Genomic DNA, 17,174 nt, shown 5'->3' with positions numbered 1-17,174 from the left:
GAGGAGCGGGGGCCGGAGCCGCCCGGCGGATCAGTCGGGTGTCGGCAGGCGCAGGACGAAGCGGGCGCCGCCGCCCTGGCCGGTCCCGGGTGCCGTGAGGGTGCCGCCGTGGGCGTGGGCGACCCAGGAGGCGATGGAGAGGCCGAGGCCGGTGGAGCCCGAACCGCTGCGGAAGCGCTCGAACAGCGCGCCCGCGACCTCCGGTGGCAGGCCCGGGCCCGCGTCCTCCACCGTCAGCGTGCCGTCCCGCGCGACCGTGAGCAGCACGTCCGCCGGGGCGCCCGGCGCGTGGCCGTGCGCCAGCGCGTTGCCCAGCAGGTTGTCCACCGCCCGGCGGAGCAGGTCGGGGTCGGCGAGCACGACCGTCTCCTCGGCCTCGACCCGCACCCGATGGCCGCGCGCCGGTCCGCCGGCGGCCTCCTCGGCGACCGCCTCCACCAGCTGGTCGAGGCGGAGCGGCTGGCGTGCGACGGCCGCCGTGCCGGACAGCAGCCGGGCCCGGGTGAGCAGACCGTCGACCAGCCCGCCCATGCCTTCCGCCAGACGCAGGGTGCGCCGGTGCACGTCGGCGCTGTCGGTCTCCCCGCGCAGCGCCGTCTCGGCGAGGGTCCGCAGCGAGGCGGCCGGGGTGCGCAGGTCGTGCGCGGCGTCGGCGAGGAACGCCTCCTGCTGGGCGAGGGCCGTGAGCGCGGGCCGGACCGCGCGCCCGGAAAGGACATGGCCGACGGCCGCCGACAGGAGCACGAGCACCGCGCAGCCGCCCGTCACCAGCCACACCAGACGGCGGTGGTCGTCGCGCTGCGCCGTCGCGTCGGCGAGCGTCACGAGGACGCCCTGCGGACCGGCATACCCGGCGCCGCTCGCCCCGTCGGCGCCACCGGCCCCTTCAGCCCCGTCAGTCTCGTCGGCCCCACTGGCCTCACCGACCCCACTGGCTCTACCGGCCGCACTGGCCTCACCAGCCGCGTTCGGCTCGTCGGCCCCACCGGCGCCGTCCGGTCCGTCGGCCCCACCGGCCCCGTCCGCCGCGACCTCGTCGTCCGACGGATAGAACGGCATCGCGAACACCCGTACCGGAGCGCCGTCCGTCGTCCGCCGGTCGAAGGCGCGCGCCTCCCCGGCGCGTGCCGCGGCCCGGCCGGCCTCCAGAACGACGCCCGGGCTTACGGCGAGGCACGGCTGCGCCGGGGCGTGCCGGACGGTGAGGTCGCCGGGGTCGTCGCCGTTCACGAGGAGGACGGTGAGCGGCGGGCACGCGGTGTTCACGTTGTCCGCCAGGACGTCGGTCTCCAGCCGCCCGTTCTCGTCGGTCTCCAGGAGACCGAGCGCCCAGCTGGTGTCCGCGTCCATCGCGTGGTCGAGTTGCTCGCGCCAGCGCCCGCTGTCGCTGCGCACCGCCAGGACGCCCATCGTGATCAGGCCCAGCGCGCTGGTCAGCGCGAACAGCAGACTGATGCGGCGGCGCAGCCGCAGCACCCGCGCGGTGGGCGTGAGCGGCACCGCCGTCCGCGACCGGCGGGGGAGTGCGGGCCGCCTCCAGCGGCGCACGGCCGTCACGGCGCGCCGGGCGGCGCGAGCCGGTAGCCGACCCCGCGCACGGTGTGGATGAGCGGGGGGTCGCCGAGCTTGCGGCGCAGCTGGGAGACCAGCACCTCCAGCACGTTGGACTGCGGCTCCGCCATCTCGTCCCAGCAGCTCTCGATCAGCTCGGCCCGGGCCACGGCCTGGTCGGCGCGGGCCGCGAGCACCTCCAGGACGGCGAACTCCCGGCCGGTGAGCGTGAGCAGCACACCCGCCCGGCGGACGTGCCGCCTTGCCGTGTCGATCTCCAGGTCGCCGACGCGGTGCACCGGCGGGCGTACGACGGCCGCGCGGCGGCACAGGCTGCGCACCCGGGCGACCAGCTCGGGCACCGCGAACGGTTTCACGAGGTAGTCGTCGCCGCCGCTGGCGAAGCCCTCCACCCGGTCCGCCACCGTGTCCCGCGCGGTCAGGAACAGCACTGGCACCGCGCGCCCGGCGCTCCGCAGCCCCTCGACGTAGCCGGCGGCGTCCCCGGACGGCAGCATCCGGTCGAAGACCGCGCAGTCGTACGCGGTCACGAAGAGCGCCTCGTCGGCCTGGGGCAGATCGGCCGCCTCGTCGACGGCGAGCCCGGCGGCCCGCAACGCGGCGGCCACACCGAACCGGAGGTTTTCGTCGTCCTCGACGAGCAGAACGCGCACGTCGCACACCCTAAGGGGTGCCCGGGCCGGGCTTGCCGGCCGCTCCGTGACGAAGACGGCGCGCGGCCGCCGTGAAAGGCGAGGTCCGAGCCCACGCGGCCAAGGTACGGTCCCGTCATGTCCTCATCATCCGAGCGCGACGCCTCCCGGCCGCCCGTCACCGCCGAAGACCTCCACGACGCCGTACGGCTCGCCGTGGCCGCGCTGGGCGAGGCCCCGCCCGAGGCGTGGGACGGGAACGCCGGCTCGCTGGAGTGGGAGTGCTGGGAGACCGTCGAGCACCTCGCCGACGACCTCTTCGCGTACGCCGTGCAACTGGGCCCCGCCGCACCGCCCCTGGACGGCAACGTGCCTTTCGTCTGGCACAGCCGTCGTCCCGGCGGCCCCGAGAACGCCGTCCACGCCGACCGGACCGCGGGCCCCGCCGGACTGCTCCAGGTCCTGGAGGCGTGCGGGGCGCTGCTGGTCGCCGTGGTGCGCACCACGCCTCCCGAGAGGCGCGCCTACCACCCCTACGGGGTGTCGGACCCCGAGGGCTTCGCGGCCATGGGCGTCGTCGAGACCCTGGTCCACACCCACGACCTCGCCGAAGGCCTCGGCCTGCCCTGGCAGCCGCCCGCGGCGCTCTGCGCCAGGACCCTCGCCCGCCTCTTCCCGGACGCGCCCACCGGCACGGCCCCCTGGCCCACCCTCCTCTGGGCCACCGGCCGCGCCGACCTCCCCGGACACCCGCGCCGTACCACCTGGCGCTGGGACGGCACGCCCCGGCCGTAAGGCCCCGTGGGCGCGGGGAGCCGGCGAGGGGGACGGTCCGCCACGAGGGCCCGGCGGCCGGCGGCCCCTCGTGGCCGGGCGTTGATGCTCCTTTCGACAGTCAAGGGCTGTCGAGAACCGAGGGTGGCCCAGTCAGGTTTGGTAGGGGAGTAGCGCGACACTGTCCGATCCGACGCTGATCTGTACCCAGGAACCGTCCATGCCGCTGGGGACGGGTGATGCCAGATCGAACAGCACGGACCAGTGGCCGATCTGGAGGTAGGCGGCGCCGTCGTCGGTCAGTTGGAGGCGGCCGCTCATGATCACCCGGTCGCCTTCCTGCCGGAGTTCCGGCTCGGTGGCAGAGGCCGCCCGGGTGTTCTGGCCCCAGCGAATGTCCTCGTCGATTGTCCATTCGATGAGATGCTGGCCGTCGGCGTCTCGTGGATCACCGCGCCAGAGCACCACGGCGGACCCGATGGCGGTGTGAACGCGAACTGTCATGTGCTGCCGCGGGGTCTGCGGCAGGCTCTCCGTGCGGACGAACATCGCCCCATCATCCACCGACGTCACGTCTCAGGATCGAGGAGTTGCCGGGTTGGCCGAGGTCAAGCGGCGGTGAGCCAGTCTCGGTAGGCGTCTGCGGAGTCGTCGTCGCGGCGTGTGCCGCGTTCGATGCAGGAGATCACTGCCGGCCGGACACCGAAGTTCTCGGCGACGGTGGTGAGGGTGATGTTCTTGGCCTGGCGTGCGGGCCGGAGGTCGGAGACGTCCGAGACGCTGACCGGTGTGGTGAGGTAGCGGAAGATCTCCCGGGCGATCGTCGCTTGAGCAGGAGGATGATCTCCTTCCTCGTGCGTCCGGCGGCGGTCTGCCGGGCGGCGTATTCGCGGGTGCGGGCGTCGCTGGACATGCGGACGAGAGCGATGCGGCAGAAGGCTGAGTTCGCGCCGCGGTCGTCGCGCGCCGGTGTGGCGGGCGGCGCGGGTGAACCCGAGGTCGGTCATCCTGTCAGCTGCCTTCTCGGGCTTGTAGGTGACGCCGGCCGGGTGGGTCAGACAGGACATTGAGGGGGCCTCTGGCCAAGCTCCTACTAGGTCATGTTCCACCTGGCCGGAGCCATGGAGAACGGGTCCCGGCAGCCGGACAGAACAATCGAAGGACAGCCCAGCAGGACGTCAGTCGGACCCTGAGCCACGACCACCCGAACCCGCTACGAGTATCAATGTCAGACCCCCCTCGTAACGTCGGGAAAGAAGGGTCCGGAAGACGCCGGACCCACGGCGCGAGGGAGCGGTCATGGGTGAGATCAGTGTGGACCGGCGGCAGCTCGACCATCTGCTCGCGGACAGCGCGAGCGGGTACGACGTGCCGTATCAGGAGGCCTTCGCCGCCCTCGCCGACTCCCACCGCGGGCGGCCCGCCGAGACGATCGTGCCGCTGCTCCGGGCGGCGGCCGAGCGGGCGCTGCTCGGCTTCACACCGGCCGACCTGCTCGACCAGGCCCGGGCCATCAGCAGCGGCGCCCCCTACGAGCTGCGGATCCGCGTCACGGGCAGATAGCGGCCGGCGCCGGGGCGTCAGCGCCGGCCGGTGGTCAGGGCCTCGCGGCCGATGCCCAGTTCGCGGACGAGTGCGTCATCGACCCAGTCCAGCATCGTGGCGCGGCTGAGCGGCCCTCCGTACGAGGTGGTCTGGACGGCCAGTCCGTCGAGCAGGGCGGTGAGCCGCCAGGCCGCGTCCTCCGGGCGGTCGCAGACGAACTCGCCGGCGGCCACGCCCTCCGCCACGACCTCGGCGATCGCGGCCTTCCACCGCCGGTCGAGGTCGTGGGTGACCTTGCGCAGCGCGGGTTCGCGCAGCGCCGCGGCCCAGCCCTCGATCCACAGCCGCCAGCCCTTGGCCTGTCCGGTCGGCGCGTACCAGCGCACCGCCGACCGCAGGCGCCGGGTGGCGCTGGTACGCGGTTTGTCCAGGATCTCGCGCAGCTGGGCGAGGTCGCTCTCGGCGGCGTGGGCGAAGGCCTCGGCGACGAGGAGTTCCTTGGTGGAGAAGTGGTACAGCACCAGCGAGCTGCTGACTCCGAGCACCGAAGCGACGTCCGAGATGCGCACGTTGCCGATGCCGCGGGCCTCGATCTGCTCGACGGCGACGCGCAGGATCTCCGCCCGCCGTTCCTCCACGCTCAACCGGACTCTGGCCACGGGCTCACCCTACACAGGCCTCCCGCCCGGGCTCATGCGTAACAGCCGAAGCGGCCGGCGATCTCCGGCAGCCGGTCGGCGACCAGGCGGTGCGCCGCGACCCGCGGCGTGGTCCCGTCCTCCTCGGCGCGGGTCAGCACTTGCCCGACCAACGCCCGCATGGCGCGCCGGATGTGCGCGAAGGCCTCGTCCGCGTCGGCGCCGATGTCGCCGAACAGCGTCCACCACCACCACGCGTTGGTGGCCGAGTTGACCACGACGTCCGGAAGGACCGTGATCCCGCGAGCGGCCAGGAGTTCCTCCGCCTCGGCAAGTACCGGCATGTTGGCCGCCTCCACGACCCAACGGGCCGTGATGCCGCCCTGGTTGTCCGCGTCGACCGCATACGACACGGCCGCCGGAACCAGCACGTCGGCGTCCGCCGACAGCCAGGCACCGCCGGGCAGCTCGGCGTCACCGGGACGCAGCGCCGCCCGGTCCACCGTGCCGTACGCGTCGCGCGCGGCCAGCAGCGCCTCGACGTCCAGGCCCTCGGGGTTGGCGACGGTGCCCTTGACGTCGGCCACGGCCACGATCCGCAGTCCGGCCCGGGCCAGGAAGCGGGCGGTCGCCCCGCCCATCGTCCCGAAGCCCTGCACCGCGACGCGCGTCCCCGCGTGCGGCACCCCGGCCCGGTCGAGCGCGGTCAGCACGGACTCGGCGACGCCGCAGCCGCCGGCCAGCTCGTCGAGCCCGATGCCGTCGACCTCCACCGCGAACGCCTCGGCGAGCCGTCGCCGCGCCGCGGCCTCGTCGTCGAGCAGCGGGTAGACCGCCTGCACGGAGGAGACCAGGCCCACCTCGGCCACCGCCCGGTCGACCAGGTCCTGGGTGAGCCCCAGGTCCTCGCCGGTGGTCCAGAACCGCTCTACGTACGGCCGCATCGCGCGCAGATAGCGGACGAGCACGCCGTAGGCCCCGGGGTCGCGCGGGTCGCAGTCGATGCCGCCTTTGGCACCGCCGAGCGGGACGTAGCGGGCCCGCGGGTCGTAGTGCAGGGCCTCCTTCATCGTCATGCCGCGGGCGAGCCCGGCGACCTCGTCGAGGGTGCAGCCCGCGCGCATCCGCAGCCCGCCGCTGGACACGCCGCGCACCAGCCGGTCGATGACCAGGTAGCCCTGGCGACCCGTCACGTGATCGGTCCAGGTGACCGACACGAGCGGGGCGGATCCACCCTGGACGAGGCCGCCGGCAGAGGCCGGGCCTGGAACAGGGGCAGGTGCGGGGGCAGGTCCGGGGGCGGGGGCTGGGGGCGTCATCGGGCGGACTCCTCGGGAACGGTGACGATGGTGGGGCCAGGAGTGGTCAAGGACGCGGTCAGGGCGGCGGCCAGTTCCTCCGGCGAGCGGGCGACGGCGCCCTGCCCGCCGTACGCGCGGGCGAGTGCCGGAAGGTCGACCGCCGGCAGGTCGACGGCCACGGGCTCGTCCCCGCGCGCCGCCATCCCCTCGCGGATCTCGCCGTACCCGCCGTTGTCGAAGACCACGACCGGCAGCGGCAGGCCCGACTGCGCGGCGGTGGCGAGCTCCTGCACGGAGAACTGCAGACCGCCGTCACCGCTCAGGGCCACCACCTGCCGCTCGGGGTACGCGGTCTTGGCGCCGATGGCGGCGGGCAGCGCGTAGCCGAGGGTGCCGAACCCGGTCGGGTGCAGGAAGCGCCCCTCGGGGCCGACCGGCAGATGCGGCAGCGCGCCGTAGTAGCAGCACTGGGCGCTGTCGGAGGTGATCACGGCGTCCTCCGCGAGCACCCGGCGCATCGCCCGCAGGTACGGCCGCCAGCGCGCGTCGCGCGCCCGGGTCTCGTCGTCGCGCGTGGTCCGCAGATCGGTGACGAGCGCCCCGGCGTCGGCCCCGTCGTCACGGTCGGCGGCGTCCCGGTCCCACCCGCGGCACGCGTCGAGCAGCGCGCGGAGGACCAGCGGAGCGTCCCCGACCAGCGGAACGTCCGCCGGAAGCCCCGCGTACATCTGGGCCGGGTCGAGGTCGACCCGGATCAGGCTTCCGGCGAGCACGGGCAGCGGCCCCCAGACGTCGGACTCGGCCAGCTCCGTGCCGACGGCGAGGACGACGTCGCGGTCCGCCAGCCACTTCTGCACCGCCGGGCTGTGCAGGGACACGCCCAGCGACAGCGGATGCCGCTCGTCCACGATCCCCTTGCCGTTGGCGGTGGTGACGACCGGTGCGCCGAGCAGCGCGGCGAGCGCCCGGCACTCGGCCGAGGCCGCTCGCGCGCCGCCGCCCAGGACGAGGCCGGGCCGGCGGGCCGCGGACAGCGCCTCCGCCGCCGCGCGGACCGCGTCCGGGTCGGGCAGCGCGGGCCCGGCGGGCGGCGCCGGCCGGGCGGGGCCGGCCGGTTCGACGGCCTCCATCAGATCCAGCGGCACCTCGATGTGCACGGGCCGGGGCCGGCGCGTACGGAACAGGGTGAAGGCCCGTGCCACCGCCGCACCGATCTCGTCGACGGACGACACACGGTGGCTGACCGCCGCCACGCCCCGCAGCGCGTCCGTCTGGCTGCGCATCTCGTGGAGCAGGCCGGTCGACTGCCGGGGGTGCCGCAGCGGCATGCCGGGCGAGACCACGAGCAGCGGGACGCTGTCGGAGTACGCCTGGCCCACCGCCGCCGCGATGTTCAGGAGCGCGGGTCCCGTCGTGGTGACCGCGACGCCGGGCCGCCCGGACACCCGGGCGTAGGCGTCCGCCGCGTAGCCGGCGCCCTGTTCGTGACGGGTCGTCACATGCCGGACGCCGTAAGGCCGGAGGTGGCGGTAGATCTCCAGGTTGTGCGTGCCGGGGATGCCGAACGCGTCCGTCACGCCGTGCGCGGCCAGAGCGCGGACGACGGTCTCGCCGCCGGTGAGCGACCCGGCGCCCGTGAGGGGCCGGCCGCCACCGGGGACCGGCTCGGTCGGGAGGTCGGACACGGTGTCTCCTGACGGGGTGCGGCAACGGTCTACTGACTGATCCGTCAGTCAGTATCGGGAGCCGTGGGCGAGACTGTCAACGCGCGGAGGGAGGTCACCGCACCGGGGGGCGCGAGCGCGGGGCGCGAACGATCCCGCCGGAGATCCCGTAGGGTCGGAAAATGGCCAAGTACTTCGATGTCCACCCGCAGTCCCCGCAGTCGCGCACCATCGGCACCGTGGTCGACAGCCTCCGGGCCGGAGCCCTCATCGCGTACCCCACGGACTCCTGCTTCGCACTGGGCTGCCGGATCGGCAACCACGAGGGCCTCGAACGGATCCGGTCCATCCGGCGCCTCGACGACCGGCACCACTTCACCCTGGTGTGCGAGAACTTCTCCCAGCTCGGGCAGTTCGTCCAGGTCGACAACAACGTCTTCCGCGCGGTGAAGGCGGCGACGCCGGGCAGCTACACCTTCATCCTGCCCGCGACCCGGGAGGTCCCGCGCCGCCTGATGCACCCCAAGAAGAAGACCGTCGGCGTCCGCATCCCCGACCACACCGTGACCCGCGCCCTGCTGGCCGAACTCGGCGAACCCCTGGTGTCGAGCACCCTGCTCATGCCCGACGAGGACGAGCCGATGACCCAGGGCTGGGAGATCAAGGACCGGCTCGACCACCTCCTCGACGCCGTCCTGGACTCGGGTGACTGCGGCACCGAACCCACGACCGTCGTCGACTTCTCCGGAGGCGAGGCCGAGATCGTACGGCGCGGGGCCGGCGACCCGGCACGCTTCGAGTGACCGGGGCGCGCCCGCGCCCCTCGCCGTACCCGCGCCCGCGCCCATCGCCGTACCCGCGCCCGCGCCCCTCGCCGTACCCGCGCCGGGCCCTCGCCGTACCCGAGCCCGGGCCGTGCTCACCAGGCTCGCGCCCGCGCCCTTCGCCGTACCCGCGCCGGGCCCTCGCCGTACCCGAGCCCGGGCCGTGCTCACCAGGCTCGCGCCCGTGCCCGGGCCGTGCCCGCGCCCGGGCCGTACCCGAGCCCGGGCCGTGCTCACCGGGCTCGCGGCCGTGTCCGCCAGGCCCGTGCCGAGCCCGTGCCGTACCCGCGCCCCGGCGTCTCCGGCCAGGCCCGCGGCCGCGTCACACCGTCCGCAGCCCGAGCCCCGGGAAGCCGAACTCGTACGGAGGGCGGTACTCGCCCTCGCCGCCGAGCAGCAGGTCCGTGGGCCGCTCGACGCCGGCCGCGATCGCCGTGCGGACCAGCAGCCGCGCCATGGCGCCCGCGTCGACCTCGCCCGGGCCGCCCGCGTCGGTCCGCCACGGGGCCTCGCCGTCCAGGCGCGGGTCCAGGCCGCTCGGCGGCAGCGACTCCCTGCGGGGCCAGCCGAGCGCGGCGGCGTGCTCCCCGCGGGCGGTCTCGGCGACGTCGTACTCGGTGAAGTCCAGGAACAGCCGGGTGTCGGAGGTGATGCAGAACAGCAGCGGCGTCTTGGTGCCGGGGATCCGCCCGTACAGCGGCATGCTGTGGGCGATGCCGAGCGCGTACGTCTCCGCCGGCAGCGTGCGCAGCAGGACGGCCAGGTCGAGGCCCAGGTCCTCCCAGTCGCCCGGCGGCTCGTGCCGCGGGTGGTCGATGCCGAGACCGGAGGCCTGCCCGACCCCCACGAAGCCGGTGCCTTCCCGCTGGTACCAGACCTCCCACGTGCTGCTCGGTTCGAGCACGAGTTCCGGTCCCTCGGCGCCCGCCCGCAGCTCCAGGGTGGTCCCGCCGAGCCGCCAGCGCATGAAGGGACGGCCCCAGCGGGGATCCGCCCGCGGGCCGGGCGGACGGCGATGACCGTGCGCCCCGACGAAGCCCGGCAGGCCCAGCCCCTCGCGCAGCGCGTCCCCGACGCGCCGGAACTCCCGCGCCTGCGCGAGGGCGTCCCCGGCCGGCCGGCTCACCGGCAGCACGAGTCGCGCCGCGTCCTCGTCCACCTCGACAGGCGGCCCGAGCCGGTCGGCGAGTTCCCCCAGCCCCTTCTCCGACCCGTCGAGGTCCCAGGCGGCCTCCGTCATCGTCCGCGCCGCCGTCACGATGGTCTCCGTACTGATCATGACGCCATTGCTATCAGCCGTGACCGACACCGGAGGCACCCGACCTGCTGCGATGTCAGTGGGCCGGGTTAATGTGCCTCATCGGCGAAATGGCATGACAGATCGACGAGCCGACGACGAACCGACGAAGAAACGGAAGAACGGAGGCCGACCATGGGCAGAAACCGTGCCGGCCGGCCGCCGGGCACCCGGATCAACCACGACGGGCTGACCCAGCGCCAGCAGCAGATCCTCGACATCATCCGCACCCACACCCGGCGGCACGGGTTCCCGCCCTCCATGCGCGAGATCGCCGCCGGTGCCGGTCTGCTCAGCACGTCCAGCGTCTCGCACCAGATCCGGGCCCTGGAGAAGAAGGGCTTCCTGCGTCAGGACCCGCAGCGTCCGCGCGCCTACGTCCTCGCCGACACCAGGCCCTACGACGACGCGGCCGAGAACGGTCGCGAGAGCCGTCTGGAGCGGGAGGGCGAGCGCCAGGCGGTGACCGTGCCGCTGGTCGGCCGGATCGCGGCCGGTGTGCCCATCACGGCGGAGGAGATGGTCGAGGACACGCTCGTCCTGCCCGCCCAGGTCGTCGGCGCGGGCCGGCTGTTCGCCGTGACCGTCGTCGGCGACTCCATGCGCGACGCCCACATCGAGGACGGCGACGTGGTGGTCGTGCGGGCCCAGGACACCGCCGACGACGGCGACATCGTCGCCGCCATGCTGGACGGCGAGGCCACCGTCAAGCGGCTCGCCCACGACGGCCCGCACGTCTGGCTCAACCCGGCCAACCCCCGCTACGAGCCGATTCCGGGCGACGAGGCGGTCGTCCTCGGCAAGGTCGTGTCCGTCCTGCGCCGCCTCTGAGCTCGTCGACAGGGCTGTGACGACGCCCGGACCGCCGCTGTGCCGGACCCCCGTGCCCGCACAGCGGCGCCCCGGCCGCCGGGGCACTCAGCGCGGCCCGTCGCGGCTCCGCTGGCCCGGCTCGTCCGGTGCCGGGCTCGGCCCGTCGCGGCTCCGCTGGCCCGGCTCGTCCCGTGCCGGGCTCGGCCCGTCGCGGCTCCGCTGGCCCGGCTCGTCCGGTGCCGGGCTCGGCCCGTCGCGGCTCCGCTGCCCCGGCTCGGCCCGTTGCGGCTCGGCCCGTCCCGCCGCGGACCGTTCCGATTCGTCCCGGGCCGTCGCGCCTCAGTTCAGCGCCGAGGCGTCGGGCACGACGATCCCGTACACGTCGCCGATGGTCGCGAGCGCGCCGAGGTGCAACTGCTCGGCCGGAACCTCACCGCCCGGCGTGGCCAGCGGGCGCGTGGCGCACGCGTCGGCGACGACCGTCGGGCGGTTGCCGCGCAGGAAGGCGCCGGCCGACGTGAACGCCACGCACATGTGGGTCATGAACCCGACGACGACCACGTCCTTGTTGCCCGCGGCGTCGAGCAGCTCCCCGAGCTCGGTGCCGACGAACGCGTCGGGCGCGGTCTTCACCACGACCCGCTCGCCCTCGACCGGCGCCACCCGCGGGTGGATCTGCCCGATTTCGGCGCGGATGTCGTACGGCGTGCCCTCGCCGCCGTCGTTGACGACGTGGATGACCGCGGCACCGGCGGCCCGGGCCCTGCCGAGCAGCTCGGCCGTGGCGTCGAGAGCCGCCTCCCAGCCGGTCAGCTCGAGCACGCCCTGGGTGTACGTGTTCTGGTAGTCGACGAGGACCAGCGTCGACGCGGCGAGCGAGGCCGGGGTCTGGTCGAAGCCGCTGAGCTCGCGCAGGCTGGTCGAAGGCGCGGTGGTGGACAATGGGTGTCCCTTCTCGGGGCGTGGGTCGGAAACGGCCGGAGAACCGGGCCGCGACCGTGTCGCGCGGCGGCCCGGTGGCCGTGCGTCCACGCTACGAACCCGCCCTGGATGGCGGCAATGTCATGTGACTTGCAGATCCGGACATCGCCGCCGCCCCACGTGCGTGTCGAGCGGGCGCGGCGCGCGGGGTCGAGGACCGCTCTCCGGCAGGCGCACGCCGTGCGCGTCCCCCGGCGCTTCCAGCGCTCCTGACGCCCCCCTGCTCCTGGCACCCCGGTGCTGACACCTCGGTGCTCCTGACGCCCCAGCGCTCCTGACACCTCGGTGCTCCTGACTCCCCGGGAGCACCCGGCACCCCGGCACTCCTGACACACCCCACCATTCTCGCGGAAGTCGGGCCGCGGATTATGGGGGCCGAACTCCCATGTGCGGGAGCCGCGGACGGCGAAGACTTACGCATGCCGAACGGCCGGCCGGTACCGACACCCCATCCACGTGCGCCCAGCGGCGCACCCGCCATTCCGAGGAGATGATCCGGATGAGCAGCGTTCTCAAGCTCCAGGAGCTGGAGGCCACGGCCGCCACCAACAACGCGGCCGTCGTCAGCCTCACCAGCTCCAGCAGCAACTGCTGCAGCACGAAGCCGGAGTGACCCGGCGGTGATCCGCGCGGAGGTGCACGGGGCACCTCCGCGCGGATCCCGCATTCCCGCATTCCCGTACTCCCTGTCGAACGCAGAGGTTGAGCAGAGGCTGAGATGCGCAACGAACGATGGGTCAACCGGTTCCTCTTCGCCTGGAACAACACGCTGTTCTTCGATCCGCTCGACGTCCACTACATCCCGCGCGACGACCACTTCCTCGCCGGGCTGGACGAGCGGACCAGGGCGCGCTTCGTCCGCAGCGGCATCTGGTGGAGCCATCGGCACGACCCGGACCTGCCGGCGCAGGGCTGGAAGATCCACGTCTCGGCGCACCACCGCAATGTGCGGGAGGTGGCCGCCACCGTGATCGGGTACCTCACCGAGCGCGGCGACGACTTCAAGATCGCCCTCGACCTCAACATCTTCGAGATGCTCAACTCCAAGGGCATGTCCCGGGGCAGCGGCGGCAAGCTCGTCACCGTCTACCCGCGCGACGAGGAGCGCTTCCGCGCCTGCCTCGCCGACCTCGCCCGGCTCCTGGAGGGCGCCGAGGGCGCGTACGTCCTGTCGGACCTCCGCTACCGCGACAGCAAGGCGCTCTACTTCCGTTACGGCCAGTTCCTCGACACCCACACCGTCGACGCGCTCGGGCGGCGGGTACCGCACGTCACCGGCCCCGACGGGACCGCCGTACCCGACGACCGCCGGGTCGGGCAGGCCCACCCCTGGTGGGTGCCCTGGCCGTTCACCGACTGGAAGCCCGACGGCCCCGACGAGGCCGACGACGGCCTGCTCGGCGGGCGCTTCCGGGTGACCGGCGCCATCCAGTTCTCCAACAGCGGTGGCGTGTACACCGCCGAAGACACCGCCGACGGCGACCGCAAGGTGGTCCTCAAGGAGGCCCGCCCGCACACCAATCCCAACCCCCGCCAGGACCACGACGCCGTCGACATCCTCGCCCGCGAGTGGTCCTTCCTGAACCGGCTCGCCGGCACCGGCGCCTTCCCCGCACCCGTCGCGCGGTTCACCCACTGGGAACACCACTACATCGCCGAGGAGTTCGTCGAGGGCTCCGACATCCGTGCGGTGCTCCTCGAACACAACCCGCTCGCCCGGCCCGGCTTCGACGTCGAGCGCTCCAAGGACTTCCTGCGGATCTTCCTCACCGTCTTCCGCAGCCTCGCCCGCGCCGTCAGGGCCGCCCACCGGCGCCATGTCGTCCTCGGCGACCTCACCGCCGCCAACCTGCTCATCGACCCCGACACGTACGAGGTCACCATCGTCGACCTGGAGGCCTGCCGGCTCGCCGACGACGCCCCCGACGCCCCCGACGCCGAGGGGGACGGCGGGGCCCACGGGCTCGGGCTCGACCGGCCCGTCGAGCTCTTCACGCCCGGCTTCAGCCTCTCCCGCCACACCTACGAGGCCTTCGGCTTCGAGGGCGACCTCTTCGCCCTCGCCACCACCATGGCGTACTTCGTCTTCCCGATCGCCGCCATGTCGTACCTCCGCGAGAACGTCCTCGACAGCTACCGCCTCTACCTCGACGACCTGGGCTGGCCGCCGCGCCTGCACGAGCTGATCACCGGCCTCGCCGCCGCCCGCGTCGGCCTCACCGAGGTCGTCGACGCCCTCGCGGACGCACAGGCCCTGATCGACCAGGTGCGGCAGCCCGCACCCCGGCCCGCCGAGCCGTCCGCCCTCGCGGACGCCGAGGGCGGGGTCGCCGCGTTCGTCACCGCCGTCGCCGACACGGAACGCGCCACGCTCTTCCCCGTAGACCCGTTCGCCCACGTCACCAACCCGCTCAGCCTCGGCTTCGGGGCGAGCGGCGTGCTGTGGGCGCTGCACGCCTCCGGCGTGCCCGTACGGCACGAGTGGCGCGCCTGGCTGCGCGAACGACTGACCTGCCTCGACACGCGGCCGTACCCCGACGGGCTGATGAGCGGTCTCGCCGGCATCGCCTGGGCCGCCGACACCCTCGGCCTCAGGGACGAGGCCAGGGAGCTCCTCGACCACGCCAACCGGCGGGCCCGCGCGGCCGGGACCGAGGCCGCCGACCACACCTTCTACTACGGCCTCGCCGGGCTCGGCATGACCAACCTCCGCTTCCACCTGCACGGTCGCGACCGCATCCCGCGCGACCTCGCCGCCGCCCGGGAGTGCGCGGACGCCCTCCACGACACGGTCCACCGGGACGGGCCCCGCGCCTACTGGCTCAACTCCTTCTCGGCCGACGGGCCGCTGACCGGGCTCGGCTTCGGCCAGGCCGGCGTCGCCCTGTTCCTGCTGCGGATGCACCAGATCACCGGCGAGGAGAGCCATCTGCGGCTCGGCCGGGCCGCGCTGGCCTGGGAGACGGCGCACGCCCGCCCCATCGACGACGAGGGCGGCCCGGTCATGTTCGAGCACGAGGGCACCATGGAGCCGTACCACGAGGTCGGCTCCGCCGGAGTGGCACGCGTCCTGCTGCGCTACGGGGACCTCGACACGGCCCGGACCGTGCTCCGCGGCCTCGACGTCGGCCACTCCGTCCTGCCCGGCTTCTCCTTCGGCATGAGCGGCATCGCCGACGCGCTCCTCGACGCCGCCGAGTTCACCAGGGACCGCCGATACCGCGAGACGGCCCTGCGCCAGCTCGACCACGTCCGCCGGGTGTTCCTCTTCGAGCCCGCCGCGCGCTTCCGCGTCCCGCGCGACCCGGCCGGACCGGCCCCGCTCGGCGTCCCCGGCGAGGGACTGCTCCGCTGCTCCACCGACTACCTCACCGGCTCGGCGGGCGTCCTGCGCGTGCTCCACCGCGTCCGCACCGGCGCCGCCGCCGACTTCCTCCTCGACGAGGTGGCCAGGTGAACCAGCTCTGGCGCACCCTTCGCGGACACCGCGCCCCGTTCACGGCGATCCTCGCCGCCGAGGCCGTCACCGGCGGCACCGAGGCCCTGCTGCACCCGCTGCTGCTCAAGGCCCTGTTCGACCAGGCCATCCTCACCGCCGACTTCCGGCGCTTCCTCTTCCTCGGCGGCTGTTACCTGCTGCTCGGACTCACCCTCAACATCGCCGGCTACTGGACCGCCTGGTGGCGCAAACGCCTCGAGAACGGCTTCGTGCTCGCCCTGGAGTCCGAACTCCTCGCCCGCGCCCTCGGCCTGGACGGCCGACGCCTCGCGGGGCCCGGCAGCGCCTCGTACGTCAGCCGCATCCACAACGACGTCCGCGAGGGCGTGCTGCCGGCCGTCGACGTGAGCATCCGCATCGCCCGCCAGGCCGTCGCCTCCGCCGTCTTCCTCGGCGTCCTGCTCTACCTGTCCTGGCAGGCCAGCCTCGTCCTCCTCGTGATCGTTCCGCCGCTCGTGCTCACCAGCAACCGCCTCGCCAAGCGCATCGCGAAGAACACCGAGGCCGAACGCGAGGCCGAGGCCCGCTACGTCAACATCCTCACCCGGACCCTCGAAGCCTTCCACGCCCTGCGCGGCCTGCCGGCCCTGCTGCCCGGCACCCGCGCCGCCAACCGCGACGCGCTCGGCGGCTTCCTCGGCATCACCTTCACCAATCACCGTCTCGCCCAGAAGCAGCGCACCCTCAGCGACCTCGTCATGAACCTCTCGGACACGGCGTCGATGGTCATCGGAGCGTTCTTCGTCTTCTCCGGACGGATGTCCTTCGGCAGCTTCCTCGCCTTCGTCAACTCGCTCTGGCGGGCCGTCACCGGCATCTTCGACCTGGTCAACATGATCCCGCAGACCCGTCGCAGCACCGCCGTCCTGCAGCGCATCGAGGCGCTGCGGGCCGCGCCCGCCGCCCCGTACCACGAGGAGGGCCCGCTGATCCGGGTGCACGGCGCGCGGATCCGCTACGGAGACGGGGAGCCGGACGGGGACCCGGCCGGGTCCGGGGAGCGGGACCTGGTCCTGCCCGACTTCGTCCAGCGGTCCGGCGAGCACGTCCTGCTGCGCGGGCCCAACGGCTGCGGCAAGACCACCCTCCTGCACGTCGTCGCCGGCACCCTCGCGCCCGATCACGGCACCGTCACCCTGCCGCCCCGCGTCGCGAGCCTCACCGCCCCCGTCGACCTGCCCCCGCTGCCCGTGCGCGAACTCGTCACCGACCCCGCCCTGCGGGCCGCGCTCGACCTCGACGCCCTCGCCGGGCAGCTGCCCGCCGACCTGTCGTCGGGACAGCGGCAGCGGGTCGGGATCGGCGCGCTGCTCTGCGAGGACGCGGACGCGTACCTCGCCGACGAGCCCTTCGCGAACCTCGACGACACGGGCCGGGCGCTCGTGCTGCGCCTGCTGCGGGAACGCACCGCGGGCCGTGCCCTGCTCGTCGTCCACCACGGCGACGAGGACCTGGACCTCGACTTCGACCGGGTGGTGCGCGTGGGCGCGCCCGCCGGGGCGGTACGGAGCTGAGCCGGCGGACGACGGGAGCGGCGCGCCGCGGCCGTGGCCCCTTCGGCCACGGGACCGGCGCACCGCCGTCCGCCAGGGTCCCTCGGCTACGGGGCTGGTGCGCCGTCCGCCAGGGTCCCT

General features: G+C 74.1%; 16 protein-coding genes. 7 read left to right on the top strand and 9 right to left on the bottom strand.

The window, feature by feature from the left end:
* Positions 1-30 precede the first annotated feature (30 nt).
* Complete coding sequence (locus tag ACFY8W_RS03200) at positions 31-1,500, bottom strand: ATP-binding protein (protein ID WP_391099513.1); 1,470 nt, start codon at positions 1,498-1,500, stop codon at positions 31-33.
* Positions 1,501-1,553: 53 nt separating this feature from the next.
* Positions 1,554-2,225, bottom strand: a complete 672-nt coding sequence (locus ACFY8W_RS03195) for a winged helix-turn-helix domain-containing protein (RefSeq protein ID WP_391099510.1) — start codon at positions 2,223-2,225, stop codon at positions 1,554-1,556.
* Positions 2,226-2,342: 117 nt separating this feature from the next.
* Between ACFY8W_RS03195 and ACFY8W_RS03190 the strand changes: the two genes are divergently transcribed.
* Positions 2,343-2,999, top strand: a complete 657-nt coding sequence (locus tag ACFY8W_RS03190) for a maleylpyruvate isomerase N-terminal domain-containing protein (protein ID WP_391099508.1) — start codon at positions 2,343-2,345, stop codon at positions 2,997-2,999.
* 132 nt (positions 3,000-3,131) lie between these two features.
* On the opposite strand, the gene ACFY8W_RS03185 is transcribed toward ACFY8W_RS03190, so the two are convergent.
* A complete protein-coding gene (locus tag ACFY8W_RS03185; protein ID WP_391099505.1) occupies positions 3,132-3,527 on the bottom strand; it encodes a hypothetical protein in 396 nt (131 codons plus the stop codon).
* Positions 3,528-3,586: 59 nt separating this feature from the next.
* Entirely contained in the window at positions 3,587-3,985 is a 399-nt protein-coding gene (locus ACFY8W_RS03180) for a helix-turn-helix domain-containing protein (RefSeq protein ID WP_391099502.1), read from the bottom strand.
* 292 nt (positions 3,986-4,277) lie between these two features.
* Here ACFY8W_RS03180 and ACFY8W_RS03175 point away from each other — a divergent pair, with 292 nt between their 5' ends.
* The gene (locus ACFY8W_RS03175; protein WP_391099499.1) at positions 4,278-4,541 is read left to right on the top strand and encodes a hypothetical protein; all 264 of its coding nucleotides are present in this window, start codon (positions 4,278-4,280) and stop codon (positions 4,539-4,541) included.
* Between the two features lie 17 nt (positions 4,542-4,558).
* Here ACFY8W_RS03175 and ACFY8W_RS03170 read toward each other — a convergent pair whose 3' ends face one another.
* The 3 genes from ACFY8W_RS03170 to ACFY8W_RS03160 form a co-directional block, all read right to left on the bottom strand.
* Complete coding sequence (locus ACFY8W_RS03170; protein ID WP_391099497.1) at positions 4,559-5,182, bottom strand: TetR family transcriptional regulator C-terminal domain-containing protein; 624 nt, start codon at positions 5,180-5,182, stop codon at positions 4,559-4,561.
* Between the two features lie 32 nt (positions 5,183-5,214).
* Positions 5,215-6,354, bottom strand: coding sequence for a Glu/Leu/Phe/Val dehydrogenase dimerization domain-containing protein (locus tag ACFY8W_RS03165; protein WP_391099495.1), 1,140 nt, complete (start codon positions 6,352-6,354; stop codon positions 5,215-5,217).
* Between the two features lie 122 nt (positions 6,355-6,476).
* Positions 6,477-8,147: a 5-guanidino-2-oxopentanoate decarboxylase gene (locus tag ACFY8W_RS03160; RefSeq protein ID WP_391099493.1), complete on the bottom strand. Its 1,671-nt coding sequence runs from the start codon at positions 8,145-8,147 to the stop codon at positions 6,477-6,479.
* 161 nt (positions 8,148-8,308) lie between these two features.
* On the opposite strand from ACFY8W_RS03160, the gene ACFY8W_RS03155 reads away from it, so the two are divergent.
* Positions 8,309-8,929 carry an L-threonylcarbamoyladenylate synthase gene (locus tag ACFY8W_RS03155; RefSeq protein ID WP_391099491.1) on the top strand — a complete coding sequence of 207 codons (621 nt, stop codon included), beginning with the start codon at positions 8,309-8,311 and terminating at the stop codon, positions 8,927-8,929.
* A 343-nt stretch (positions 8,930-9,272) separates the two neighbouring features.
* On the opposite strand, the gene ACFY8W_RS03150 is transcribed toward ACFY8W_RS03155, so the two are convergent.
* The gene (locus ACFY8W_RS03150) at positions 9,273-10,229 is read right to left on the bottom strand and encodes a hypothetical protein (protein ID WP_391099489.1); all 957 of its coding nucleotides are present in this window, start codon (positions 10,227-10,229) and stop codon (positions 9,273-9,275) included.
* A 153-nt stretch (positions 10,230-10,382) separates the two neighbouring features.
* Here ACFY8W_RS03150 and lexA point away from each other — a divergent pair, with 153 nt between their 5' ends.
* The gene (gene lexA, locus ACFY8W_RS03145) at positions 10,383-11,078 is read left to right on the top strand and encodes a transcriptional repressor LexA (RefSeq protein WP_391099487.1); all 696 of its coding nucleotides are present in this window, start codon (positions 10,383-10,385) and stop codon (positions 11,076-11,078) included.
* Between the two features lie 321 nt (positions 11,079-11,399).
* Here the strand turns inward: lexA and ACFY8W_RS03140 are convergent, their stop codons facing one another.
* Positions 11,400-12,002 (bottom strand): isochorismatase family protein, encoded by a 603-nt coding sequence (locus ACFY8W_RS03140; protein ID WP_391099485.1) that lies wholly within the window; start codon positions 12,000-12,002, stop codon positions 11,400-11,402.
* A gap of 538 nt (positions 12,003-12,540) precedes the next feature.
* Between ACFY8W_RS03140 and ACFY8W_RS03135 the strand changes: the two genes are divergently transcribed.
* From ACFY8W_RS03135 to ACFY8W_RS03125, 3 genes are all read left to right on the top strand, one after another.
* Positions 12,541-12,654 carry a class III lanthipeptide gene (locus ACFY8W_RS03135; RefSeq protein ID WP_391099482.1) on the top strand — a complete coding sequence of 38 codons (114 nt, stop codon included), beginning with the start codon at positions 12,541-12,543 and terminating at the stop codon, positions 12,652-12,654.
* Positions 12,655-12,759: 105 nt separating this feature from the next.
* Positions 12,760-15,498: a class III lanthionine synthetase LanKC gene (lanKC, locus tag ACFY8W_RS03130; RefSeq protein WP_391099479.1), complete on the top strand. Its 2,739-nt coding sequence runs from the start codon at positions 12,760-12,762 to the stop codon at positions 15,496-15,498.
* Positions 15,495-17,054 carry an ATP-binding cassette domain-containing protein gene (locus tag ACFY8W_RS03125; RefSeq protein WP_391099477.1) on the top strand — a complete coding sequence of 520 codons (1,560 nt, stop codon included), beginning with the start codon at positions 15,495-15,497 and terminating at the stop codon, positions 17,052-17,054. Before lanKC ends, ACFY8W_RS03125 begins: the two co-directional genes overlap by 4 nt.
* The last annotated feature ends 120 nt before the right edge of the window (positions 17,055-17,174 follow it).

The sequence above is a fragment of the Streptomyces sp. NPDC012637 genome (assembly GCF_042954805.1).
In the GTDB taxonomy this organism is placed as follows: Bacteria; Actinomycetota; Actinomycetes; order Streptomycetales; family Streptomycetaceae; genus Streptomyces.
Note: the sequence above shows the minus strand (reverse complement) of the source record. Positions and strands in the feature narration are given on the sequence as shown.